Raw genomic sequence first — 23,159 nt, 5'->3', positions numbered from 1 at the left:
CTGCCGATTTTGCAAGCGGCTGCGCCTGGCATCCATGATGCCTGCGGCGCCGGTTTCCACGCTGACCATCTGCTACACTCGCGCCATGAATTCAGACAAACTGGCGCTGCTGCTGACGCGCGAAATGCCCTATGGGAAATACAAGGGACGGCTGCTGGCCGACCTGCCGGGCCACTATTTGGGCTGGTTCGCGCGCGAAGGTTTTCCTTCGGGCGAACTGGGTAGTTTGCTGGCGCTGATGTACGAACTCGACCATAACGATCTGCGCGGACTGCTCGATCCGCTGCGCCCGCCAGGCTGGCGCCGACAACCCGATTAGCCGGCGCAGGCCTGCCCAGCATCGCTCCCGCTTAAAACTGGCGCACTTTTTTGGCCAGCATGGCCGACAGCTCGCCGGACGCGACCAGGGCCTGCAACTCGCTGGCGCCGCCGACCAGCACGCCGTTTACAAACACCATCGGAAACGTCGGCCAGCCGCTCCACATCTTCAGTGCATTGCGGCGATGCCACTGGTTGAAGTAGCTGCCGTATTGCAGGTATTGATAAGGCGTGCCGAGCACATCGAGGATCTTGCGCGCCTTGCGCGGAAACGGATTGATCGCCATGCCGACCACCACCACCTGGTGGGCGGCAATGGCGGCCTGCACTTCGCGCACGATATCGGCATGCTTGCCACCGATCAAAGGGCGGGCGGCGGGATGGATCTGGCTTTCGTCGAGGATGGCGCGGGTCATGGAAGTCCTGGAGGAGGCACCTGCGGTGCGGATGGCGCATTGTGCCATGAAGGCCGCGCGCGGGGACTATTCGATGCGCGGCAGCCTGACCGCAAAGCGGCTGCCCTGGTCCGGCGCTTCATTGTGCGCTTCGACCTTGCCGCCATGCAATAGCACCAGCGCCTTGACCAGCGCCACATGGGCCTGGCCCTGCTGACGGAGGGCCAATACCGGCAACTGCAGCAGCTGGGTGAATTCGACCGGAAAACCTCGAGCTGGCGACAGACCCCGGACAGCATCAGGAAACAGGGCGGCGCGCTGTTTGGCGACCGCCGCTACGGCCAGGTATTTATCTATCATAACGGCGCCGAGTCGTATTACGCGGCGCGCGGCTTTCGCACCCTGCTGCGGCTCTGATACTACATGATCTCTTCGAGCATCAGCTGCCTGCCCTCGCCGAGCATGGCCTCGAATTCCACCGCCGTCACTGCCGGGCTGAACAGATAACCTTGCAGCTGGTCGCAACCGAGGCTGCGTAAAAACCGCATCTGTTCCGGTGTTTCCACGCCTTCGGCGACGATTTCCTGGCGCAGCTGCTGCGCCATGGTGACGATGGCGCGCGCGATGGCGCAATCGTTTTCCTCGTAGGGCAAGCCGATCACGAAAGCGCGGTCGATTTTCAGGGTACTGATCGGGAATTTTTTCAGGTAGGCCAGGCTGGAATAGCCGGTGCCGAAGTCGTCCAGCGCCAGCGACAGACCCATGGCCACCAGCTCGTTCATGATCTCGATCACCTTGTCGGCCCCGCGCATCAGCAGGCTTTCGGTAATTTCCAGCATGATCTGGTCCGGCCGCACACGATAGCGCTCCAGCACGGCCGCCACCCTGGCTGGCAAGTGGGCGTCGAACTGGCGCGCCGACAGGTTGACGGCGATCACCGGCATGCGCAAGCCGCGGTCTTCCCACTCGCGGATCTGGCGGCAGGCTTCATCGAGCACCCAGGTACCCAGTTCCAGAATCAGGCTGGTTTCCTCGGCCACCGGGATGAACACGCCCGGCGAGACCATGCCGCGCAGCGGATGTTTCCAGCGCAGCAAGGCTTCGGCGCCGACGATCTGGCCGTTGATCAAGCTTACTTTCGGCTGGTAATGCAGCTCCAGTTCCTGGTCGCCCAATGCCAGGCGCATTTCGCTTTCCAGGCGCAAATGCTCCTTGGCGCGGCGGTTCATGTCTTCGCGGTAGAACAGGAAAGTCGGTTCGATGGTCTGCGCCGCTTTCGCCACGGCCACGTCGGCAAAGCGGAACAGCGCCGGCGCTTCCATGCCATCTTCCGGATACACGGTAATACCGATGCTGGCGCCCACGTACAGCGCATGGGCATCGATGCGGATCGGCGCGTCGAGCAGGTTGAGCAGCTTTTGCGCCACATTGGCCGCATGCTCGCGTTTTTCGATATGCAGCAGGGCGACGACGAATTTGCTGTTGTCGACGCGCGCCAGGATATCGGCGTCGCGCAGCGCGCCACGGAACAGCGCGCCAATCGCAATGACCAGCTGGTCGCCCACTTCGTGGCCCAGGGTGTCGCTGATCGAGCCGATGCGGCTGATATCGATCACCATCAGCGCGCCATGGGTTTCCTGGCGCTTCGCTTCGGCCAGCCCCTGCACCACCAGCTGGTTCAGCAGGCAGCGGTTGGGCAGTCCCGTCAAGGTGTCGTAATTGGCCATGCGCTGCATACGCGCCTCGGCATCCTTGTGCACCGAGATATCGGAAAACAGCGAGAACACATGGCTGATGTCGCCGTACTCGTTGCGCACCACGCTGATGGTGACCGCTTGCGGAAACAGTTCGCCATTCTTGCGCCGGCCGATGATTTCGCCGCGCCAGGAACCGTGGCCGCGCATGGCGGCGCGCACCTTGGCGCGAAACTCGACATCGTGCACGCCCGAGCGCAGCAGGTCAGGCGTGCGGCCGATGGCTTCAAACGGCGAGTAACCGGTAATGCGGCTGAAGGAACTGTTGACGGAAACGATGCGCTCGTCGGCGTCGGTGATCAGGACGCCCTGCTCGCTGTCTTCGATAATGCGCGCGTGCAGCCTGACCTTGTCGATATCGGTCAACGGTTCGGCCAGCGCCGACAGGCGCACGGCCATGCCGCAGATCTTGCCGGCCTGGTCGAACATGGCATGGCGCTGCATGCGCAGCCAGGTCAGCACGCCCGACTTCTTGCGCCGCAGCACATCGACGGCGACCTCGGCTTGCACCGGCAGCAATTCGACGGCGCTCGCCTGCACATCGTCGGGCGGATACAGCAACAGGATGTGCTGGCCCAGCGCCTCGAACTCGGCATAGCCGAACATCTGCTCGGCGCCGTGGTTCCAGCCGATCAGATAGCCCTCGAGGTCGATTTCCAGCAAGGCGTCGGCCGGCGCCAGCCGCAGCACGGGCCGGCTGGCGCCACGCAACTGTTCCAGCTCGCCCTGCAACTGCGCCAGGGTCGCGGCCAGTTGCAGACCGCCCTGCTGCTGCGCTTCATGACTGAGGCGCAAACACTGCGCTACCCGCGCCTCAAGCACGGCGCCTCCGCACAACAGCAAACGGGGGAAGGCATAAAGTGGGCGCTACTGGGAGTGTCATCATCAAAATCCCGCGATCGGGCTTGGAGTTTGGCGCAAAATGCTGCGAATATAGTAACCTGAAATTGTTGGCCTATGTCAACATTTTGCAGTCTCCGCCCATGGCGGCGGCGCGTGATTGCCTTCGATCAAGCCGCTGGCAAGGGCGAGGTGCCGGGCATATATTGCGTCAGGCGGGCGAACAATTCCGGCTCGCGCATGCGCGCCATCCACCAGCGCAGGGCCGCGCCATCTTCGCCCACGCGCCAGGCCAGATAAAACGTTTCGGCCGGCTTCGGTTCTTCCACGGCCTTTTCCAGCAGCAGGCCGCGCGCGATGGCGGCGCGTGCGCAGGGCCCCGGCAAAAAGCCGAAACCCAGGCCCAGCACCTGGTAATCGAATTTTACTTGCATGCTCGGTACCGTCAGCGCGTCTTGCCCCAGCAGCAGGCCCACCGTGCGCGGCGCCAGCTGGCGCGCCGAGTCGGCCACCACCACGGCGCGGTGATGCTGCAGGTCGCCACGCGTCAGGGGCCGGTCGATGGCGGCCAGCGCATGCGTGGGCGCCACCGCAAAGACAAAGTCGAGCATGCCGAGCGGCTGGGCAATATAGCCGCCGCCGGGCGGGCCGTCGCCGGCCGCGCCGACCAGCAGGTCGACGCGGCGTTCCAGCAGCGCCTCCCAGGTGCCCGACAAGGTTTCCTGCACCAGGCGCAAACGCGTCTGCTGCGCCACCGCGTAAAACGCGGCAATATCGCCGGTCAGAGCCAGCGCGGAAAATACGGAATCGAGGCCGATCGCCAGTTCCGTCTCCCAGCCCGAGGCGACGCGGCGCACGCGGTGCTCCAGGTCCTGCGCGGCTTTGAGCAGGTAGCGCCCTTCTTTCAGCAATTCCTGGCCGGCCGCCGTCAACACCACTTTCGGGCCATTGCGCTGGAATACCTGCACCCCCAGGTCGTCTTCAAGCTTGGCGACGGTATACGAGATGGTCGACGGCACTTTGTGCAGCTCCTTGCCGGCCGACGAGAACGAGCCGCGGCGGTCGATGGCGTCGACGATTTGCAGGGCTTCCAGGCTGAGTCTTAACATTCGATTTTTTCGATCATAGCACGGTAATCTTTCCGTTTTTCTTTCTCTGCAGGCGGGCCTATACTCTCTTCATCGCACTACGAAAGACGAAGTTGGCCCGGCAAGGAACACAAAGGCGGGCAACGGTCCTTCGAAATTATCGCACATTAACCTATCAAGAAATGGAGCCTCACCATGTTACAAATCCGTCATAGCGAAGAACGCGGCGCAGCGAACCACGGCTGGCTCAATTCCCACCACAGCTTTTCGTTCGGCAGCTACCACGATCCGAAACACATGGGCTTTGGTCCTTTGCTGGTGATTAATGAAGACCGGGTCACGCCGGGCCAGGGTTTCGGCACCCACGGCCACCGCGACATGGAAATCATCTCGTATGTGCTCGACGGCGCGCTGGAACACAAGGACAGCATGGGCACCGGTTCGGTGCTGCACTACGGCGATGTCCAGCGCATGAGCGCCGGCAGCGGCGTGCGTCACAGCGAGTTCAACCACTCGCAAACGGATGGCCTGCATTTCCTGCAGATCTGGATCCAGCCGAACGTGACGGGCATCGCGCCCAGCTACGAAGAGAAACACTTCGCACCGGAAAGCAAACTGGGCAAGCTGCGCCTGGTGGCGTCTTCCGATGGTCGCCAGGGTTCGGTACTGATCCACCAGGACGCATCGATCTACGCCAGCATCATGAAAGAAGGCGACGTCCTGGAACATGCTCTGGACGAAGGCCGCACCGCCTATGTGCACCTGATCCGCGGCAGCCTGGTGGTCAATGGCACGCCGCTGAAAACCGGCGATGCGCTGAAACTGACGCAAGAGGCGAAAGTGAGCTTCACCCAGGCCGAAGCAGCCGAATTGCTGCTGTTCGACCTGCCGTACTAAACCGATGTACATGCACCAGGCCGTGGCACGCCCGATCCGCGGGCGCGCCACGGCCTGTCATCAAACTGACACGCAATTGTCACGAAGCTGTCATATTGGCTGTCTATCATCCGGTTGCCATTTAATCACGCAACCACAGGACATCGCAGCCCATGAACAAGCCCAACGATCTGGCCATCAGCGCCACCGATCTGAACGACATCGACAGCAACGCGTCCCACGACAACCATTTCAACAGCATCCTGAACGCACGCCTGAGCCGCCGCAACTGGCTGCGCGGCAGCGCCGTCACGGCCGCCACCGCCGTCATGGGCTCCATGGGCCTGTCGGCCTGCGGTGGCGACAGCGACCCGGTGGCGGTGGTGCCACCTGCGCCGGCTGAAAAACTGCTGGCGTTTACGGCCGTGCCAAAAAGCCTGGCCGATGTCGTCTCGGTGCCGGCCGGCTACACCGCCACCGCGCTGTACGCATTGGGCGACTCGCTGCGCCCGGCCACGCCCGCCTACAAGAACGACGGCAGCGATACCGATTTCGAGAACCGCGCCGGCGACCATCATGACGGCATGGAATACTACGGCCTGTCCGCCACCGGCACGCCGCTCGCTTCGGGCGCCGAACGCGGCATCCTGGCGATGAACCACGAAGCGACCACCGACGAAAAACTGTCATCGCACTTCCTGCACGTCAATGGCGGCACCACCTCGCTGCCACGCCCTGCGGCCGAAGTCGACAAGGAAGTGGCCGTGCACGGCCTGAGCGTGGTCGAAGTGAAAAAGACGGCCGGCCGCTGGGCCACCGTCAACGACTCGGCCTTCAACCGCCGCGTCACGCCGCTGACCGAAGTCGAACTGTCGGGCCCGGTACGCGGCAACGCCCTGCTGGTGACGAAATTCTCGCCGACCGGCACCAAAACGCGCGGCACCATCAACAACTGCGGCACCGGCAAGTCGCCGTGGGGCAGCTATCTGTCCGGCGAAGAAAACTGGGCCGGCTACTACACGCGCTCGGCCACCGACAACGCCGCGCGCGGCAACGACAAATCGGTCGCATCGCTGAACCGCTACGGCCGCACCCAGGGCAGCGCCTCGCGCCACGGCTGGGAAACCGGTGGCACGGACGACAAATACGCACGCTGGAATCTGAGCAAGACTGGCGCGTCGACCAACGGCAGCGACGACTACCGTAACGAACTGAACGGCATGGGCTACATCGTCGAGATGGACCCGTACGACAAGACCAAAGCGATCCGCAAGCGCACCGCGCTGGGCCGCTACGCACATGAAAGCGCCGCCTTCAGCGTGCCGGCCGTGGGCCAGCAGCTGGCCATCTACATGGGCGACGACTCGCGCAACGAGTACATCTACAAATTCGTCACGGCCGCCGTCTGGGCCGCCGCCGATGCGACGCCGGCGGACCGCATCGCCACCGGCGACAAATACCTCGATTCGGGCAAGCTGTACGTGGCCAAGCTGGCCGCCGACGGCACTGGCCAGTGGATCGAACTGGCCATGTCGAACGCGCTGATCCAGGCTTACACTGCCTATAAATTTGCCGACCTGGCCGACGTGCTGGTCAACGCCCGCCTGGCGGCCGACGCCGTCGGCGCGACCAAAATGGACCGTCCGGAATGGTGCTCGGTCAATCCGGCCAACGGCGAGATCTATTACACGCTGACCAACAACTCGAACCGCACCGTCAATCCGAGCGGCTCGTCGCAGCTGGCGCCGGACAGCGCCAATCCGCGCGCCTATACCGACATGAAGGGCACGACGGCGCAGAACGGCAACCCGAACGGCCATATCATCCGCTTCAAGGAAGGCACGGGCGCGGCCGCCGCCACCAGCTTTACCTGGGACGTCTACCTGTTCGGCGCCGAGAGCGGCGCCGACGCCAGCAAGATCAACCTGTCGAGCCTGACGGCCGACCAGGATTTCTCGAGCCCCGACGGCCTGGCCTTCAGTCCGTACACCGGCATCTGCTGGATCCAGACCGACGATGGCGCGTATACCGATGTCACCAACTGCATGATGCTCGCCGCCATACCGGGCAAGGTCGGCGACGGCGCCAAGAGCACCCTGAACTACGCCACGGCGGCCGGCGGCAACCTGGCGGTGGACACCTTTATCGGCAAAAAACCCACCGCCGACACGCTCAAGCGCTTCCTGGTGGGCCCGGTCGGCTCGGAAATCACCGGCATCAGCGAAACGCCCGACGGCAAGACCATGTTCATCAATATCCAGCATCCGGGCGAGACCACCTCGCTGGCCAACATCGCGGACCCGAGCAAGTACACCAGCCAGTGGCCGTCGAACGCCGGCTACGGCGCCGGCAAGCGGCCGCGCTCGGCCACCATCGTGATCACCAAGAACGATGGCGGGCGCATCGGCAGCTGATCACCTTGCAAAAGGAGGATGTGCCCCGAAGTAAGGGTACATCACCAGGCATTGCATCAGCCAACTAGCAGCGGCGGAAACCGTTTTCCTGCTTTTTGGTATGATGGCAAGGCGCGCCGGCACCGGAGTGGTGCGGCGCGCCTTTTATTTTTGACACTTACTTATATGAGCACAACCATGCAAAGCGGCGCGGACATCCTGGCGACAGGCGAACTGGATTACACGACTTCCTGTGCACTGCCAACGCCGTGGGCCCAGTTTACCCTGCACGCCTTTGTCGAACACGCGACCGGCAAGGAACACCTGGCCATGGTGCTGGGCAATGTCGGCGACGGCGCGCCGGTGCTGGCGCGCGTGCACTCCGAGTGTCTGACCGGCGACGTGCTGTTTTCACAGCGCTGCGACTGCGGCGCGCAGCTCGAAGGCGCCCTGAAACGCATCGCCGAGGAAGGCCGCGGCATCCTGCTGTATCTGCGCCAGGAAGGACGCGGCATCGGCCTGATCAACAAGATCCGCGCCTACCGCCTGCAGGAAGCCGGCGCCGACACGGTGCAGGCGAATGAACAACTGGGCTTCAAGGCCGACGCGCGCAACTACACCTTGTGCAAGCCGATGTTCGAGCAGTTCGGCATCCATAGCCTGCGCCTGATGACCAATAACCCGCGCAAGATCGCGGCGATGGAAGCGCTGGGCGTGACAGTGGCCGAACGGGTGCCGCTGCTGGTCAACCGCAACGCCTTCAACCAGCACTACCTGAACACCAAGGAAAGCAAGCTTGGCCACATGATGACACCGGCCGAAGCGCCGGCGCTGGAAGACGGCGCCCTGTAAGTGTTGCCACGCGGGCCGGGCGCGTGGCGCCTGGTGCGCCAACCGCTTTCCTCACGCCCCAAGGATGCATGAAATTATTTAATATTGCCTTGTTGCTGGCCGGCATTTCTGCCGCCGCCGGCACGCACGCCGCCCCGGCGCCCGCACCCCTTGCCGCCACCGCCCCCATCGCACCCGCCAAGCCGCCTGCTGCCACGGCAGCGCCAGCCGCAACCGAACACGCCGCCTTGCCACCCCCCTCCTCGGCCGCGCAAAAGCTGTACACGGCGGCGCGCGCCGACATCCTGCAAGTGCGCGTGCTGCTGAAGAACGGCCGCACGCAATCGTCGGTCGGCTCGGGCTTCCTGATCGGCACCGGCGACCTGGTGGTCACCAATTACCATGTGGTGTCGCAATTCGCGCTCGACCCCGACACCTATGTCGGCGAATGGGTGGACACGGCCGGCCAGCGCGGCAATGTGGAGTTGCTGGCGGTTGACGTGCTGCACGACCTGGCCGTGATACGTGTCAACCGCCATGGCACGGGCTTTTTCCAGATGCCGGCGCAACTGGCGACCCTGACCCAGGGCCAGTATCTGTATTCGATGGGCAATCCGCTGGACCTGGGATTTGCCATTTCCGAAGGCGCCTACAACGGCGTGGTGACGCGCAGCTTTTACGACCAGCTGATGTTTACGGGGCCGATCAATTCCGGCATGAGCGGCGGGCCCAGCGTGACGGCCAGCGGCGACGTGGCCGGCATCAATGTGTCGAAACGCCTCGATGGCGAACTGGTCAGCTTCCTGGTGCCGGCCCGCTATGCCCAGCAGTTGCTGGAGCAGGCATCGCGCCTGGCCAAACCGCCGAAAGACTTCAAGGCGGTGATCACGGCGCAACTGCTGGCGCATCAGGACGCCATGCTGGCGCGTTTGCTGGCAACCCCATTGAGCCTGAAAGCCATGGGCCCGTACCGGGTGCCGGTGCGCGAATCGGAACAGATGCGCTGCTGGGGCCGCTCAAATGTGAAAGCCGACAAGCCCTATACCATCGACAACACCAGCTGCGCCATGGAATCGGCGATCTTCATTTCCGGCGCCCTGCAAACGGGACAGGTGTCGATGCGCCACGAATTTCTGCGCAGCAGCGAACTGGGCGCGCTGCGCTTTGCCGAGCTGGCCAGCACCTCGTTCAAGAACGAAAGCTTCGGCAGCTACAAAAGTGCCCACCTGACGGGGCCGCACTGCACCGAACAGTTCGTCAGGAACGCCAGCCTGCCACTGCGCGCCGTGCTGTGTGTACGCGCCTACCGCAAATTTCCCGGCCTGTATGATTTTGCCCTGCTGGCCGCCAGTACCGATGAGCCACTGATGAACCTGCAAAGCCGGCTCGATGCGCGCGGCGTGTCCTACGCCAACGGCCTGCGCGTGACGCGCACCTTTCTCGAAGCGCTGACGCGCACACCATCGACCAAAGCGACGGGCACGCCATGAGAGCGCCCTATTACATCGAGATCCTGGCCGACAATGGCGAAGTGCAGCAGCGCCAGCGCGTGGAGTCCTTGCCGATCCGCATCGGCCGCGGCTACGACAACGATTTTATCCTGGACGACGCGCATACGGCGCCCGAACACGCCATCGTCGAGGACGACGGCGCGGGGGGCCTGCTGCTGCGCGACCTGGGCAGCCATAACGGCGTGATCCACCAGGGCAAGCGCCATCCGACCTTGCCGCTGCAAGGCCACACCGTGGTGCGCCTGGGCCATACCCGGCTGCGCGTGCGCGGCGCCGACCAGCCGGTCGCGCCCGAACGCAGCGACACCACCATGCATGGCTGGGAGGGCTTGCGCCCGGCCGTGGCGGGGCTGGCCATGATCGCCGTCTCGGCCGCGTTCTCCAACTGGCTGGGCGACGCGGAAAATTTCGAACCGATTTCGTATCTGATGATCATCGCCTATGCGATGGGCGGCGGCCTGGTGTGGGCCGCGATCTGGGCCGTGGCCAACCGGCTGTTCGGCCAGACGGCCCGCTTTGGCCGCCATCTGTTCATCATCGGCTGTGGCCTGGTGGCGATGGAGGTATGGGAACTGGCCAGCAGCATGGCCGCCTATGCGCTGTCGCTCGAGTCGCTGACGCGCTATGGACGCCATATGTTCATCGTCATCGTCTGCGCCATGATCTTCTTCCACCTGTGGACCATCAGGCCGCAGCACCCGCGCCGCTACGCGCTGGTGGGCGCGGTGCTGGCCATCATCGGCTCGACATTGATTCTTCTGAGCAACCTGCAGCTCAATGGCCGCCTGTCGGACGAACTGTATATGCCGGTGCTGTATCCGCCGGTGCTGCGTATCAGCCCGGACCACACGACCGACGCCCTGTTCAAGGACGCGCAGGCGCTGCAAAAAGGCGTCGATGCCGAACGCGGCAAGGGCGGCGGCGGCGATGAAGACAGCGAAGAAGACGGTGAATAAAGCGGCCGCGCAATGAAAAAGGCTATGTCACCATCAAATGTGGGAACGTCCCCAAAGTGGCCCTGAGCAAGCTTTCGGGGGACAATATTCTCCTGGCGTCGAGTATCCAGCGCCAGCCCAGGTAGTTGGGCAGGTAGCGCGTGGCCACGCCATGAAACGCACGCAGCCAGCCACGCAGCCGGCTGTGATAGGCGTTGACATTCTGCACATGCACCGTGCCGCGCACGCGGATGCCGGCCCGCAAGTTGACCGCTGCATGTTCGATGCCAATCTCCCTGGCAAAAGCGGGATAGGCCGGATGGCCATCGCTGACCAATAAAATGTCACGGTCGATCACCGGCGGCAGGCAGGCGTGCAGTGTGGCCTTGGTCAGCTGGCCCATGCCGGTGACGAAATCGACGGTTTGGCCAGTGCGGTCGCGCGCCACCAGCACGCACACCTGCTCGTTGGAAATGCCACGCTGGCTGGCGCGGCCACCGCGCTGGCGTGCCGGCCGCGTCATGTGTCTTGAACCTTTTTGCGATTCAAGAATATACATTTCGTCGGCCTCGGTGATGCCGTGCAGGCAGCGTGGCCGGTCAGTCTTGGCCAGCGCCAGAAACCGATGGCGCCAGCGAAAGCTGGTGTTGCGATGAATAGTCACTTGCGCGGCGGCCTTGCGCACCGAAAACGAGTTGAGCAGGCAATCGGCATAGGCTAGCCAGCGTTCCTTGTGGTGCAGATGCGCCAGCGGCGTACCTGTCAACGCGTTGAAAGTTTTGCGGCAAGGCACGCAGCGATAGCGCTGCAGGCCGTGGGCCTGGCCATGCCGGTGGAATCGTGTCGCGCCACAAGCAGGGCAATGCAATTGTGCCAGGGCTGTTTGCTCGATCAGGATGACGGCCGCAGCCTGTGGCGCGCTGGTGTGCAATAGATCGCCGCTGGCAAGGCGCTGGCGATGCGACAGTTGCGGAAATTGCCTGGCGAAGGCCTGCCACTGGGCGGTGTCCATGATCGGCTCCTTGAAAGGCAATACCTGATCAGTTAGACCTCAGCAACTGCGGCGCGTTCCCACCGTTTTCGCTGACATAGCCATGAAAAACCCCGCTGGCGCGGTGCCGCGCCAGCGGGGTTTTTTGTCGTCTGGCCGCTTATGCCTGGAACTTGACCGGCTCCGCGCTGCTCCGGCCGGTAAAGGCCAGCAAGCCCAGGCCGACCAGCAGCATGGCGTAGGTCGACGGTTGCGGCACCGGCGAGACCGAGGCCAGGCCATCGGTGGAGCTGAAGCTGGCGAAGCTGCTGTTGCCAGCCTTGAACTGGGCTTGCTGGTAGCCGTCGCAGCAGCTTTCCAGGCCATAGATGCTCAAGGTGTGGTTGCCCGCTGCCACGATGCTGCCGCCGCTCAGGAAGCCATTGCTGTTGTTGTAATTGCCGTTCCACCACATGTCATTGGCGCCGACATCGAGCGCCACGCCGTCCAGGAACAGCGCGCCGCCTTGCGAGAAGTCGACGCCGGTGCGAAAGCTCCAGCTGCCGGCCTGGGCAGCGGTCACGCCGAAATCGATGGTCGAACGAAACGCGATGTTGGTCGAACTGCCGAACAGGCTGCTGCTGTCGAGGCTGTTATAACTGGCAACGGTCTTGCTGCCATAGCCCACGCCGGGCCGGGCGACGGCGGCGTCGACCACGGCCTTGTAGGCATCGGCATTTTTTTGCGCGCCGGCAGTGGAGTAGCCGGTCGAGACGGTGACGGTGCTGGCGTTCGCGTGGGCAAAAGCCGCGACAGCGATCAGGGACAAGGCAAATTTAGGCAAGTTTTTCATGATGGATCCAGTGATAAAGGCATGGGAGCGCTTCAGCTGAATTCACGCTGCATTGAGGCGTGTCGGCGGTGCGCTGCAAACTGCAGCAGGGATGAACGGCCGGTGGCATGAACCCCGCGCGGGTGGCGGACTTGCGGCAGCGCGATTGCGCCACAAGTGTCCAGGAAAAGGGTCGGGTTTCCGGAACAGGATCAAAACGGTAGACGGGTCAGGCAAGACAATGACGCTATTTTAGCTGAAAATTCTCAAAAGCAAAGAATTTTTCTTTTTGCCATCAAAGATAATATTATTGCAATCCTCTCGTTGCAGTGAAACGTGGAAACATGCGGCTTGCACGACGGTGGCCGGCCGCCGTGGCGGCGGCCAGGGTGTCGCGAAAACGCCACAGCCCGTCCGTAAAGTGTCGCGTCGCGCGCCGTTCTTTTCGTGCATGCCTGCCCCACGCGGCGTAGCAACATGGCAAAATGCACTGACATGATTGTCTGTCCGACGAGGGAGAAAGAGGAAATGGTCGACCTGGAAGAACTACGCTATCTGGCATTGTCATTTCCCGATACCACCGAGGAAGAGCACCATGACCGCCCCGCTTTTCGCGTTGGCGGCAAGATCTTCGCCACCTTGCCCGACGATGAGCACATCAATGTGCTGCTCGATGCGGAAGCGGCGCATATCGCCACCGTCATCTCGCCTACCGGCTGCGAAAAACTGCTGTGGGGCGAACGGCTGGCCGGCATTACGGTGCGCCTGGCGGATGCCGAACTGGACATGCTGGCGGCGGCCCTGACGGCGGCCTGGCGGCGCAAGGCGCCGAGCGACCTGGCGAAAACCATCTCGGCCGGTTCCTGACCGGTTCAGATACGTCCGCGCCGGAATTCGCCGAGGAATTTTTTGACGTCGGCCGGCGTCATCGGCACGTCGGCGTCGCCATGCCAGGCATACAGATACGGCGTGCCGCCGAGGCGGTCGGTCAATTTGGCAAACAGTAAAAAACGGCTGCCCAGCGGGTAGCGCTCCACGTCCGCCAGCCGGCGCGAGCATTGCACAGCCAGCCCGGGCGAGAACGCCTGGCCCGGCACGGGACGAATTTCCACCGCGCCGCCAATCTCGCGCGATTCGACGGCAACATGCCGGTATGCATAGGTATCACGGGCCATGGCGCCACCTTGTCTTGAACAAAGGCGCCATCTTAAAGCAGGCGGCGGCGCCGCAGGCAATTATTGCGCGACGATGCGCAGCAGCTTGCCGTTGCTCTCGTCCGTCAGCGCATACAGGTAGCCGTCCGGCCCCTGCTTTACGTCACGCACGCGCTCGCCGATGGCCAGGCGATCCTGCCCCGTCACCTGGCCAGCGGCGTCGACCGCCACGCGGCGGATATCCCTGGCCGCCAGGCCACCGCTGAAGACGCTGCCGCGCCAGGCGGGAATCTTGTCGCCCGAATACACGGCCAGGCCCGATGGCGCCGGCGACGGCACCCAGGCCACGCTCGGGTTGATCATGCCGGCCACCGCGTGCTTGCCCACCGGTGCATGAGTTTTATAGTCGGCGCCATAGCTTTGCAGCGGCCAGCCGTAGTTGCCGCCGGCCACCACCAGGTTCAGTTCGTCGCCACCGTATGGGCCGTGTTCGGTGGCCCAGATGCGGCCCGACACCGGGTCGCGCGCCAGGCCCTGGATATTGCGGTGCCCCATCGACCAGATTTCCGGCAAGGCGCCCTTGGCCGCCAGCGGATTGCCGGGCGCCGGCTTGCCTTCGTCGGTCAGGCGCAGTATAGCTCCCAGGTGGGTGGCCGGGTTTTGCGCCTGCTCGCGCGCCAGCCGGTCGCCTATGCGCAGCGGCGGATTGCCGCCGTCGGCCACGCTCATCAGCAAGGTACCGTCCGGCAGCCACAGCAGCCGCGAGCCGAAATGCTGGCCGCCGCTCTTGTCGGTCGAGACCTGGAACAAGGTCTTGATGCCGGCCACTTTCTGGCCGTCGAACACGCCCTGGACCAGGGTCGTGCGGTTGGCCTCGCTGGTACCGGTCGACACCGTCATGTAGACGCGTGGATTCGCTTTATTGGCATCCGACGGATGCAGCGCAATATCGAGCAGGCCGCCCTGCCCGCCTGTAAAGATTTTCGGCATGCCGTCCAGGGCCACCTCGTCGAATGTCTGGCCGTTCAGGATATGCAGCGTGCCCTGTTTGCTGGTGACCAGCGCGCGGCCGTCGCCGAGCCAGGCCATGCCCCAGGGCTGGCGCACGCCTTCGGCCACCGTGACGGCACGCCAAGCCTGTTTCGCGGCCGGCGGCTCGCCGCTGGCCGCCAGTTCGGCGTGGGCGGGCAAGCTCAGGGCCAGCATGGCGGCGGCAATCGCCGTGGCGCGAACGGAACGAAAATGGGACATGGTGTTCTCCAGGAATAAGGGCATGGGTAGAAGGCAATGCTGTGACAAGTATGCATGTTTATCGCAAAAACAAGGATGTCAGCGCCAGCTTGGCACAACATTAAAAAAATTTAATGTTCCGCAAAGGCTGGCGTAAGCGGCACGCTGGCATAGTGCACCGCAACAATCCACCGCGCCCGCCTTACTGGAAACCGCCCCATGCCTGCCCTGTCCCGCCTGTATCCTTACGCTCCACTTTGCCTGCTGGCCCTGGCCGCCTGCAGCCCCGCACCCAAGCCGGCCGCCAGCGCCACACCGGAAGTATCCGTGCTGACGGTGCGCCATGGCGCCGTCCCGCTCAGCGTCGAATTGCCGGGGCGCACCGCGCCGTTTCTGATCGCCGAAGTGCGCGCCCGGGTCGATGGCGTGGTGTTGAAACGCAGCTTTACGGAAGGCGCCGACGTGCGCGCCGGCCAGGCGCTGTACCGGATCGACGCCGCGCCCTACCGCGCCACCTTGGCCAGCGCCGAGGCGCAGTTGCAGCGCACGCAGGCCAACCTGGTCAGCAACAATGCGCAGCTGGAACGCTACCAGGTGCTGATCAAGGGCAACGCCGTCAGCAAGCAGGCCTACGACAACGCGCTGGCGGCGCAGTTGCAGGCGGCCGCCGACGTCGCCGCCGCGAAAGCGGCCGTGACCAGCGCCGGCATCAACCTGGCCTACACCAATGTGACGGCGCCGATCGCCGGGCGTTCCAGCGTGTCGCAGGTAACGCAAGGGGCCTACGTGCAGGGCGGCGCGGCCACCTTGCTGACCACGGTGCAGCAGATCGACCCGATGTATGTCGACCTGCAGCAGTCCAGCGCCGAAGGCCTGGCATTGCGACGCCAGCTGGCCGAGGGCAGCCTCAAAAGTGGCGGCAGGGAGCAGGCCAGCGTGACCTTGAAACTGGAAGACGGCCGCAGCTATGCCGAGCAGGGCACGCTGGAGTTTGCCGGCGTAACAGTCAACCAGGCCACCGGTTCGGTCACCCTGCGCGCGCGTTTCCCGAATCCCAGACACTTGCTGCTGCCCGGCATGTTCGTGCGCGCCGAGGTGAAACAGGGCGTGCGCGAACATGCCATGCTGGTGCCGGCGCCGGCCATCACGCGCAACCCGCAAGGCGAGGCGACCGTGATGCTGGTCGACGCCGCCGGCAAGGCGCAGCAGCGCACGGTGGTCGCCACGACCCTCTTGCGCGGCCAGTGGCTGGTGGAAAGCGGCTTGAAAGATGGCGAGCGCGTGATCGTCAGCGGCATCCAGAAGCTCAAGCCCGGCAGCGCCGTCAAGGTGCTGAGTCAAGCTGCGGCGCCCGCCGTGGCGCAGAATTGAGGACGGCCGCATGTCGCATTTCTTTATCCGCCGCCCCATCTTTGCCATCGTCCTGTCGCTGATCATCATGCTGGCCGGCGGCATCGCCGTCTTCAAGCTGCCGGTCGAGCAGTTCCCGCCCGTCTCGCCGCCGGTGGTGCAGATCGCCGCCACCTTCCCCGGCGCCTCGGCCGAAACCCTGCAGAACACGGTGATCCAGGTCATCGAACAGCAGATGAGCGCGATCGACAACCTGCTGTACATGTCGTCGAGCAGCGACGACACGGGCCAGTCGACCACCACATTGACGTTCGCGCCGGGCACCGACCCGGACATCGCGCAGGTGCAGGTGCAGAACAAATTGCAATCGGCGACCTCGCGCCTGCCGGCCGAAGTGCAGCAGTCGGGCCTGCGCGTGACGAAGTCGACCAGCGACTTCCTGATGGTGGCCGGCTTTGTGTCGGACGACAACAGCATGAGCAAGTTCGACATCTCGAACTACGTGGCCTCAAATATCCAGGACCCTTTGAGCCGCATTCCGGGCGTCGGCAGCATGAATCTGTTCGGCACGCAATACGCGATGCGCGTCTGGCTCGACCCCGTGAAACTGACGAGTTACGCGCTGACACCGCTGGACGTCAACCAGGCGATCCAGACGCAGAACGTGCAAATTTCCGGCGGCCAGCTCGGTGGTTCGCCGTCCGTGCCGGGCCAGATGCTGAGCGCCACCATCACGCAAGCGACCCTGCTGCGCACGCCCGAGCAGTTCGGCCGCATCCTGTTGAAAGTGCTGCCCGACGGCGCACGGGTGCGCCTGGCCGATGTGGCGCGCATTGCGCTCGGGCCTGAAAACTACAACGTCGACGTGCGCTACAACGGCAAGAGCGCGTCGGGCCTGGGCATCCAGCTGGCGCCGGGCGCCAATGCGCTGGCGACGGCCGAGGCCGTTCGCGCGCGCCTGATCGAACTGGCGCCGTATTTTCCGCACGGCTTGCGGGTGGTATATCCGAACGATGTGACGCCGTTTATCGAAGTGTCGATCCATGAAGTGGTGAAAACCCTGATCGAAGGCATCATTCTGGTGTTTCTCGTGATGTATTTGTTCCTGCAGAACGTGCGCGCCACCCTGATCCCGTCGATCACCGTGCCGGTGGTGCTGCTGGGCACCTTTGGCGTGATGTCGGCCATGGGTTTTACCATCAATACCCTGTCGATGTTCGGCCTGGTGCTGGCGATTGGCCTGCTGGTCGATGACGCCATCGTGGTGGTGGAAAACGTCGAGCGCGTGATGCACGAGGACGGCCTGGCGCCATTCGAAGCGACACAAAAAGCCATGGGCCAGATCAGCAGCGCGCTGATTGGCGTGGCGCTGGTGCTGTGCGCCGTGTTCGTGCCGGTGGCGTTTTCCAGCGGCACGGTGGGCGCCATCTACCGCGAGTTTTCGCTGACGGTGGTGGCCTCGATGCTGCTGTCGGTGTTTGTCGCGCTGACCTTGACGCCGGCGCTGTGCGCGATGGTCTTGAAGCGCCCCGACCCGGGACACGCCGACAAAAAAGGTTTTTTTGGCTGGTTCAACCGTGCCTTCGATGCGCGCCGCGACGGCTATCTGGGTGGGGTGGCCGGCATCGTGCGCAATAAAGGCCGCTGGCTGCTGGTGTATGGCGCGCTGATCGCCCTGGTGCTGTGGCTGTTCATGCGCCTGCCGGGCGGCTTTTTGCCCAACGAAGACCAGGGCTATATGTTCGTGCAGGTGCAAACCCCGGCCGGCAGCACGCTGGAGCGCACCGGCGCCGTGCTTGACGATATCAGCGCGTATTTGCTGAAGGACGAAGCGGCGATGGTCGACGCCACCATGATCATCAACGGCGCCAATTCCAGCGGCCGCGGCCAGAACCTGGGCCGGCTGTTCGTGCGCCTCAAACCCTGGGGCGAGCGCAAGGACGCCAAGCTGGCCGTCTCGGCCCTCGGTGCGCGCATTGCCGCCCGTTATGGCTCCTATCAGGGCGCGCTGATCACGCCGATCGAGCCGCCGCCGATCCGTGGCCTCGGTTCCGCCTCGGGCTTTTCGTTCCAGCTGCAGGACCGCGGCAACCTGGGTCACGCGGCGCTGGCCAAGGCGCGCGACCAGCTGCTGGAGCTGGCCCGCCAGGACCCGGACCTGATGCAGGTGCGTTTTACCGGCCAGGCCGACAACCCGACCTACAAGATCAATATCGACCATGAAAAGGCGGCCGCGCTGGGCGTGTCGCTGAGCGAAGTGGACCAGACCTTTTCCACCGCCTGGGGCTCGAAATACATCAATAACTTCTTTGATACCGACAACCGCATCAAGCGCGTCTATGTGCAGGCCGACGCCCCGTTCCGCATGAATCCGGACGATATCAAGCTGCTGCACGTGCGTAACAAACAGGGCGACATGGTGCCTTTTTCGGCCTTTGCCGCGGCCGAATGGGCCTGGGGTTCGCCCGCCATGCAGCGCTACAACGGCGTGGAATCGGCCGAGATCCTCGGCAAGCCGGCCGCCGGCAAGAGCACGGGCCAGGCCATGGCCGCCATGGAACGGCTGGCGCAGCAACTGCCGCAAGGCATCGGCTACGAATGGAGCGGCATCTCCCTGCAGGAGTCGAAAGCCGGTGCCCAGGCGCCGCTGCTGTACGCCTTGTCGATCCTGGTGGTGTTTTTGAGCCTGGCGGCGCTGTATGAAAGCTGGTCGGTGCCGGTGTCGGTGATCCTGGTGGTGCCGATCGGCGTGCTGGGGGCGCTAGCCGCGGCCAGCCTGTTCGGCATGTCCAACGATGTGTACTTCCAGGTGGGGCTCTTGACCACCATCGGCCTGTCGGCCAAGAACGCCATTCTGATCGTCGAGTTTGCACGCGAGCTGCAGCAGCATGGCGCAACGCCCCTGGGGGCCGCCATGGAGGCGGCCAAGCTGCGGCTGCGTCCCATCATCATGACCTCGATGGCGTTCGTGCTGGGCGTATTGCCACTGGCGCTGGCGTCCGGCGCCGGCGCGGCCAGCCAGAAGGCGCTGGGCATCGGCGTGATCGGCGGCATGCTGAGCGCCACGTTCCTGGCCACCTATATGATCCCGCTGTTTTACGTGCTGGTGGCGGGCAAGGCGAAACAGCCTGCCGCGCTGCCCACCGCCGCTGTCGAAGGAGCGCACCGATGATTTATATGAAGACCCTGTTCGCCGCCGCCAGCGCCCTGGCACTGGCCGGCTGCGCACTGAACGAACCGTATCAGCGCCCTGAGGCGGCGCCCGCCGCCTACCCCGCCGGCCCCGCCTATGCGGTGGAAAAAACGGACCATGCGGTGTCGGCGTTCGACACCGGCTGGGCCGGGTTTCTGGGCGACGCCAGCCTGCGCCGCCTGGTGCGCCTGGCGCTCGACAACAACCGCGACCTGCGCGTGGCCATGCTGCGCGTCGAACAGGCGCGCGCCCAATTGCAACTGCAGCAGGCCGCCACCGTGCCGCAAGTCGGCGTGGCCGTCGCCGGCAGCAACAGCAAGAACAACGCTTCCAGCACCGATGACGCGAACCGCAACCATGGCGTCAGCTACAACCGCAGCGCGGGCCTGTCGGCCTCGTGGGAGCTCGATTTCTTTGGCCGGCTGAATGCGCTCGACGACGTGGCGCGCGAGCAATACCTGGCCACCGGCCACGCACGCCAGGCGGCGCAGATCGTGCTCGTCGCCCAGGTCAGCGAGCAGTATCTGGCCATGCTGGCGTTCGGCGAACAGCTGGCGGTCAGCAACGCTACCGAGGCGGCGGCGCGCGAATCGGACCGCATCGCCAAATTGCGCTTCGACACGGGTACGGGTTCCGAACTGGACGCCACCCTGGCGCAAGGCGTGGTGCAGCAGGCGCAGGCCAACCAGGCGGCGTTGACACGCCAGCAGGCGCAGGCAAAAAACGCGCTGGTGCTGCTGCTGGGCCAGCCGTTGCCGGCCGACCTGGCCGCTCCCGTGCCGCTGCGCGACCTGGCCCTGATGGCCGATATTCCGGCCGGCCTGCCGTCGGACTTGCTGCTGCGCCGGCCCGACGTACAGCAGGCCGAAGCGCTGCTGCGCGCCGAAAACGCCCGCGTCAACGTGGCGCGCGCCGCCTTCTTTCCGCGTATTTCGCTCACGGCCACGGCCGGCAGCGCCAGCTCCAGCCTGGGCAACTTGTTCAGCGCCGGCTCGGGCGCCTGGTCGTTTGCGCCGCAACTGTTATTGCCGCTGTTCGACGGCGGCGCCAAGCAGGCCAACCTGGACGCGGCCCGCATAGGAAAAGATATCGGCGTGGCGCAATATCAAAAAAGCGTGCAAATGGCGTTTCGCGAGGTGGCCGACGGCCTGGCAGCGCGCGGCACGTATGAAGCGGAACTGGCGGCGCGGCAGGCCTACAGCGACACCCAGCAGCGCCGCCTGGCGCTGGCCGAGCTGCGCTACGACAACGGCGTCGACGATTACCTGAGCGTGCTGAACGCAAAGACCGACCTGTACAATGCGCAAATCGCCCTGGTCACGGCGCGCCTGAACCGCTGGAACAGCCTGCTGGAACTGTACCGTGCGCTCGGTGGCGGCTGGCGCGAACATGGCGCGACCTGAATCGAGACGAGGCTGGCAGTGAAATTATTATTAGTGGAAGACAATGAGCGCGTATCGCGCTTTGTCATCAAGGGACTGGGCGAGGCCGGCCACACGGTCGACCATGCCGACAACGGCCGCGACGGCATGTACCATGCCGTCAGCGCCGCCTACGACGCCATCATCATGGACCGCATGCTGCCGGGCGGCATCGACGGCCTGGCCATCGTGGAAACCCTGCGCAAGAGCGGCAACCGGGTGCCGATCCTGATCCTCAGCGCCCTCGACGGCGTCGACGAGCGCATCCGCGGCCTGAAAAGCGGCGGCGACGATTACCTGATCAAGCCGTTTGCGTTTGGCGAGCTGCTGGCGAGACTGGACGCCCTGCTGCGCCGCTCGCAAGAAAAAAGCGTCGAGACCAGCCTGGCCCTGGGCGGCCTGTCGATCGACCTGCTGACGCACAAGGTGATGCGCGACGGCAAGCAGCTGACTCTGCAGCCGCGCGAATTCAAGCTGCTGGAATACCTGCTGCGCCACGCCAACCAGATCGTTACGCGCACCATGCTGCTGGAAAATGTCTGGGACTACCATTTCGATCCGCAGACCAATGTGATCGACGTGCATATCAGCAAGCTGCGCCAGAAGATCGACGCCGGCTTTCCCACCCAGCTGCTGCGCACGGTGCGCAGCGCCGGCTACATGCTGAGCGACCATGCCTGAACCGCTGCCGCTGTTGCGGGTGCCGGCCTTTTCGGCGCGCACCATCGCCACCGGCTACGTGGCCGTCAGCCTGCTGGTGCTGGCCATGTTTGCCGGCCCGCTGTGGTACACCTGGAAAACCAATGTGGAAGAGGTGCGCACGGAGTTGCTGCAAACCGATACCGAGCGCCTGTCGAAACTGTTTGCCAGCAATGGCCCCGGCGCCCTGTCGGTGGCCATCGAAGCGCAGACCAGCGGCACCTACCAGGGCGTGGGCCGGCTGATGCTGTTCATGGCACCCAATGGCGTCAAGCTGGCCGGCAACCTCGACGCCTGGCCCACCGGCGCACCGAACCACACCAGCCCCTGCGCGGCCACCATCCTGGTCGATGGCATCGAACGCCGCGTCGAACTGATCCACACGGTGCTGCCGGGCGGCTACCGGCTGCTGCTGGCCAGCAACCTCAATCGCTTTGAAAAACTGGAAAAACTGTTCGTGCGCGGCTTGCTCGGCTGCGCTTGCGCCGTGCTGCTGGTGGCGGTGCTGGGCGCCCTCTTGATCCGCCGCGTGCTGCTGCGCAAGGTCGACAGCATCAGCCAGACCACCGCCGCCATCATTGCCGGCAAGCTGACGCAGCGCCTGCCCACGCCGCGCCAGGGCGACGAACTGGAAAGGCTGACCCACACGGTGAACGGCATGCTGGACCAGATCGAGCACCTGGTGCACAGCGTGCAGGACGTGTCGAACGCCATCGCCCACGACCTGCGCACGCCGCTGTCGGAGTTGCGCGCACGGCTGGAAGAATTGTCGGTCACGCGCCCACCGGAAGCCGACACTTACGCCGAAATCGAGGCTGCCATCAACGACGTCGACCGCGTGATGGCGATCTTCAACGCCCTGCTGCGCCTGGCCGAAATCGACAGCGGCACGCGCCGCGGCGGCTTCGTGCCAGTCGACCTGGCGAAACTGGCGGCCGAAGTGACGGAGTTTTACCTGCCGGTGGCCGAACTGAACGACGTCAGCCTGACGTTCTTGCCGCAGGGCATGCTGCACACCGTGGGCGACCCGCTGCTGCTGGCGCAAGCGCTGGGCAACCTGGTGGAAAACGCCTTGAAATACGCACCGGCCCACGGCCATATCGCCATCGGCGCACGCCGCGCCAGCGAACTCGATATCGAACTGACGGTGGCCGACAACGGCCCCGGCGTGCCCGAAGGCGAACGCGCGCGCGTGGTCGAACGTTTTTATCGCAGCGACACCAGCCGCGGCACGCCGGGTGTCGGCCTGGGCCTGGCGCTGGTATCGGCCGTGGCGCGCCTGCATGGCGGCATTTTGCGCCTCGAAGACAACGAGCCGGGATTGCGGGTAGTGCTATGCCTGGCGGTGCCGCGCCAGACGACGTGATGC

At 64.4% G+C, this 23,159-nt stretch carries 21 protein-coding genes; 13 read left to right on the top strand and 8 right to left on the bottom strand.

Going from position 1 to position 23,159, the window contains the following annotated elements:
• Positions 1-85 precede the first annotated feature (85 nt).
• Positions 86-319, top strand: coding sequence for a DUF3820 family protein (locus tag ASR47_RS26095; protein ID WP_065310748.1), 234 nt, complete (start codon positions 86-88; stop codon positions 317-319).
• Positions 320-350: 31 nt separating this feature from the next.
• Here the strand turns inward: ASR47_RS26095 and ASR47_RS26090 are convergent, their stop codons facing one another.
• Positions 351-734, bottom strand: a complete 384-nt coding sequence (locus ASR47_RS26090) for a glutaredoxin domain-containing protein (protein WP_065310685.1) — start codon at positions 732-734, stop codon at positions 351-353.
• 66 nt (positions 735-800) lie between these two features.
• A complete protein-coding gene (locus tag ASR47_RS27610; RefSeq protein WP_171899043.1) occupies positions 801-941 on the bottom strand; it encodes a hypothetical protein in 141 nt (46 codons plus the stop codon).
• Between ASR47_RS27610 and ASR47_RS26085 the strand changes: the two genes are divergently transcribed.
• Positions 912-1,130, top strand: a complete 219-nt coding sequence (locus tag ASR47_RS26085) for a DUF4256 domain-containing protein (protein WP_082989173.1) — start codon at positions 912-914, stop codon at positions 1,128-1,130. The genes ASR47_RS27610 and ASR47_RS26085 overlap by 30 nt on opposite strands.
• Positions 1,131-1,132: 2 nt before the next feature.
• Here the strand turns inward: ASR47_RS26085 and ASR47_RS26080 are convergent, their stop codons facing one another.
• Positions 1,133-3,262, bottom strand: a complete 2,130-nt coding sequence (locus ASR47_RS26080) for a putative bifunctional diguanylate cyclase/phosphodiesterase (RefSeq protein WP_245714472.1) — start codon at positions 3,260-3,262, stop codon at positions 1,133-1,135.
• A 215-nt stretch (positions 3,263-3,477) separates the two neighbouring features.
• Positions 3,478-4,416 carry a LysR substrate-binding domain-containing protein gene (locus ASR47_RS26075; protein WP_065310684.1) on the bottom strand — a complete coding sequence of 313 codons (939 nt, stop codon included), beginning with the start codon at positions 4,414-4,416 and terminating at the stop codon, positions 3,478-3,480.
• Between the two features lie 174 nt (positions 4,417-4,590).
• On the opposite strand from ASR47_RS26075, the gene ASR47_RS26070 reads away from it, so the two are divergent.
• From ASR47_RS26070 to ASR47_RS26050, 5 genes are all read left to right on the top strand, one after another.
• On the top strand, positions 4,591-5,292 hold the full coding sequence (locus ASR47_RS26070; protein WP_065310683.1) for a pirin family protein: 702 nt from the start codon (positions 4,591-4,593) through the stop codon (positions 5,290-5,292).
• A 152-nt stretch (positions 5,293-5,444) separates the two neighbouring features.
• On the top strand, positions 5,445-7,685 hold the full coding sequence (locus tag ASR47_RS26065) for a PhoX family protein (RefSeq protein ID WP_065310682.1): 2,241 nt from the start codon (positions 5,445-5,447) through the stop codon (positions 7,683-7,685).
• A gap of 177 nt (positions 7,686-7,862) precedes the next feature.
• The gene (gene ribA, locus ASR47_RS26060; protein ID WP_065310681.1) at positions 7,863-8,516 is read left to right on the top strand and encodes a GTP cyclohydrolase II; all 654 of its coding nucleotides are present in this window, start codon (positions 7,863-7,865) and stop codon (positions 8,514-8,516) included.
• Positions 8,517-8,584: 68 nt separating this feature from the next.
• The gene (locus ASR47_RS26055; protein WP_065310680.1) at positions 8,585-9,985 is read left to right on the top strand and encodes a S1 family peptidase; all 1,401 of its coding nucleotides are present in this window, start codon (positions 8,585-8,587) and stop codon (positions 9,983-9,985) included.
• Positions 9,982-10,962, top strand: a complete 981-nt coding sequence (locus ASR47_RS26050) for an FHA domain-containing protein (protein ID WP_065310679.1) — start codon at positions 9,982-9,984, stop codon at positions 10,960-10,962. Before ASR47_RS26055 ends, ASR47_RS26050 begins: the two co-directional genes overlap by 4 nt.
• Before the next feature lie 22 nt (positions 10,963-10,984).
• Here the strand turns inward: ASR47_RS26050 and ASR47_RS26045 are convergent, their stop codons facing one another.
• Both ASR47_RS26045 and ASR47_RS26040 read right to left on the bottom strand, forming a co-directional pair.
• Complete coding sequence (locus tag ASR47_RS26045; RefSeq protein WP_065310678.1) at positions 10,985-11,953, bottom strand: IS1595-like element ISJsp4 family transposase; 969 nt, start codon at positions 11,951-11,953, stop codon at positions 10,985-10,987.
• 139 nt (positions 11,954-12,092) lie between these two features.
• On the bottom strand, positions 12,093-12,764 hold the full coding sequence (locus ASR47_RS26040) for a CCXG family PEP-CTERM protein (protein WP_065310677.1): 672 nt from the start codon (positions 12,762-12,764) through the stop codon (positions 12,093-12,095).
• 456 nt (positions 12,765-13,220) lie between these two features.
• Between ASR47_RS26040 and ASR47_RS26035 the strand changes: the two genes are divergently transcribed.
• The gene (locus tag ASR47_RS26035) at positions 13,221-13,610 is read left to right on the top strand and encodes an MmcQ/YjbR family DNA-binding protein (RefSeq protein ID WP_245714471.1); all 390 of its coding nucleotides are present in this window, start codon (positions 13,221-13,223) and stop codon (positions 13,608-13,610) included.
• A gap of 5 nt (positions 13,611-13,615) precedes the next feature.
• Here the strand turns inward: ASR47_RS26035 and ASR47_RS26030 are convergent, their stop codons facing one another.
• On the bottom strand, positions 13,616-13,918 hold the full coding sequence (locus tag ASR47_RS26030; protein ID WP_065310675.1) for a hypothetical protein: 303 nt from the start codon (positions 13,916-13,918) through the stop codon (positions 13,616-13,618).
• 60 nt (positions 13,919-13,978) lie between these two features.
• Complete coding sequence (locus ASR47_RS26025; protein ID WP_065310746.1) at positions 13,979-15,148, bottom strand: PQQ-dependent sugar dehydrogenase; 1,170 nt, start codon at positions 15,146-15,148, stop codon at positions 13,979-13,981.
• Between the two features lie 198 nt (positions 15,149-15,346).
• On the opposite strand from ASR47_RS26025, the gene ASR47_RS26020 reads away from it, so the two are divergent.
• From ASR47_RS26020 to ASR47_RS26000, 5 genes are read left to right on the top strand one after another with little or no spacing between them, the layout of a single operon-like run.
• Positions 15,347-16,498: an efflux RND transporter periplasmic adaptor subunit gene (locus ASR47_RS26020; RefSeq protein WP_065310674.1), complete on the top strand. Its 1,152-nt coding sequence runs from the start codon at positions 15,347-15,349 to the stop codon at positions 16,496-16,498.
• Positions 16,499-16,508: 10 nt separating this feature from the next.
• Complete coding sequence (locus tag ASR47_RS26015; protein WP_065310673.1) at positions 16,509-19,649, top strand: efflux RND transporter permease subunit; 3,141 nt, start codon at positions 16,509-16,511, stop codon at positions 19,647-19,649.
• Positions 19,646-21,073, top strand: coding sequence for an efflux transporter outer membrane subunit (locus ASR47_RS26010; RefSeq protein ID WP_065310672.1), 1,428 nt, complete (start codon positions 19,646-19,648; stop codon positions 21,071-21,073). Before ASR47_RS26015 ends, ASR47_RS26010 begins: the two co-directional genes overlap by 4 nt.
• Before the next feature lie 18 nt (positions 21,074-21,091).
• Positions 21,092-21,772 carry a winged helix-turn-helix domain-containing protein gene (locus tag ASR47_RS26005; protein WP_065310671.1) on the top strand — a complete coding sequence of 227 codons (681 nt, stop codon included), beginning with the start codon at positions 21,092-21,094 and terminating at the stop codon, positions 21,770-21,772.
• On the top strand, positions 21,765-23,156 hold the full coding sequence (locus ASR47_RS26000; protein WP_245714470.1) for a sensor histidine kinase: 1,392 nt from the start codon (positions 21,765-21,767) through the stop codon (positions 23,154-23,156). Before ASR47_RS26005 ends, ASR47_RS26000 begins: the two co-directional genes overlap by 8 nt.
• Positions 23,157-23,159: the final 3 nt, after the last annotated feature.

The sequence above is a fragment of the Janthinobacterium psychrotolerans genome, assembly GCF_001677885.1.
Lineage (GTDB): Bacteria > Pseudomonadota > Gammaproteobacteria > Burkholderiales > Burkholderiaceae_D > Janthinobacterium > Janthinobacterium psychrotolerans.
The sequence above is the reverse complement of the archived record's forward strand: the minus strand, read 5'-3'. Positions and strand labels throughout refer to the sequence as shown.

Coding starts and splice junctions, on each gene's coding strand:
- ASR47_RS26030 (WP_065310675.1), bottom strand. CDS start 13,918: ATGGCCCGTGATACCTATGCATACCGGCATGTTGCCGTCGAATCGCGC.
- ASR47_RS26065 (WP_065310682.1), top strand. CDS start 5,445: ATGAACAAGCCCAACGATCTGGCCATCAGCGCCACCGATCTGAACGAC.
- ASR47_RS26070 (WP_065310683.1), top strand. CDS start 4,591: ATGTTACAAATCCGTCATAGCGAAGAACGCGGCGCAGCGAACCACGGC.
- ASR47_RS26050 (WP_065310679.1), top strand. CDS start 9,982: ATGAGAGCGCCCTATTACATCGAGATCCTGGCCGACAATGGCGAAGTG.
- ASR47_RS26075 (WP_065310684.1), bottom strand. CDS start 4,416: ATGTTAAGACTCAGCCTGGAAGCCCTGCAAATCGTCGACGCCATCGAC.
- ASR47_RS26055 (WP_065310680.1), top strand. CDS start 8,585: ATGAAATTATTTAATATTGCCTTGTTGCTGGCCGGCATTTCTGCCGCC.
- ASR47_RS26040 (WP_065310677.1), bottom strand. CDS start 12,764: ATGAAAAACTTGCCTAAATTTGCCTTGTCCCTGATCGCTGTCGCGGCT.
- ASR47_RS26000 (WP_245714470.1), top strand. CDS start 21,765: ATGCCTGAACCGCTGCCGCTGTTGCGGGTGCCGGCCTTTTCGGCGCGC.
- ASR47_RS26015 (WP_065310673.1), top strand. CDS start 16,509: ATGTCGCATTTCTTTATCCGCCGCCCCATCTTTGCCATCGTCCTGTCG.
- ASR47_RS26090 (WP_065310685.1), bottom strand. CDS start 734: ATGACCCGCGCCATCCTCGACGAAAGCCAGATCCATCCCGCCGCCCGC.
- ASR47_RS26010 (WP_065310672.1), top strand. CDS start 19,646: ATGATTTATATGAAGACCCTGTTCGCCGCCGCCAGCGCCCTGGCACTG.
- ASR47_RS26035 (WP_245714471.1), top strand. CDS start 13,221: ATGGCAAAATGCACTGACATGATTGTCTGTCCGACGAGGGAGAAAGAG.
- ASR47_RS26025 (WP_065310746.1), bottom strand. CDS start 15,148: ATGTCCCATTTTCGTTCCGTTCGCGCCACGGCGATTGCCGCCGCCATG.
- ASR47_RS26045 (WP_065310678.1), bottom strand. CDS start 11,953: ATGGACACCGCCCAGTGGCAGGCCTTCGCCAGGCAATTTCCGCAACTG.
- ASR47_RS26095 (WP_065310748.1), top strand. CDS start 86: ATGAATTCAGACAAACTGGCGCTGCTGCTGACGCGCGAAATGCCCTAT.
- ribA (WP_065310681.1), top strand. CDS start 7,863: ATGCAAAGCGGCGCGGACATCCTGGCGACAGGCGAACTGGATTACACG.
- ASR47_RS26020 (WP_065310674.1), top strand. CDS start 15,347: ATGCCTGCCCTGTCCCGCCTGTATCCTTACGCTCCACTTTGCCTGCTG.
- ASR47_RS26085 (WP_082989173.1), top strand. CDS start 912: ATGGGCCTGGCCCTGCTGACGGAGGGCCAATACCGGCAACTGCAGCAG.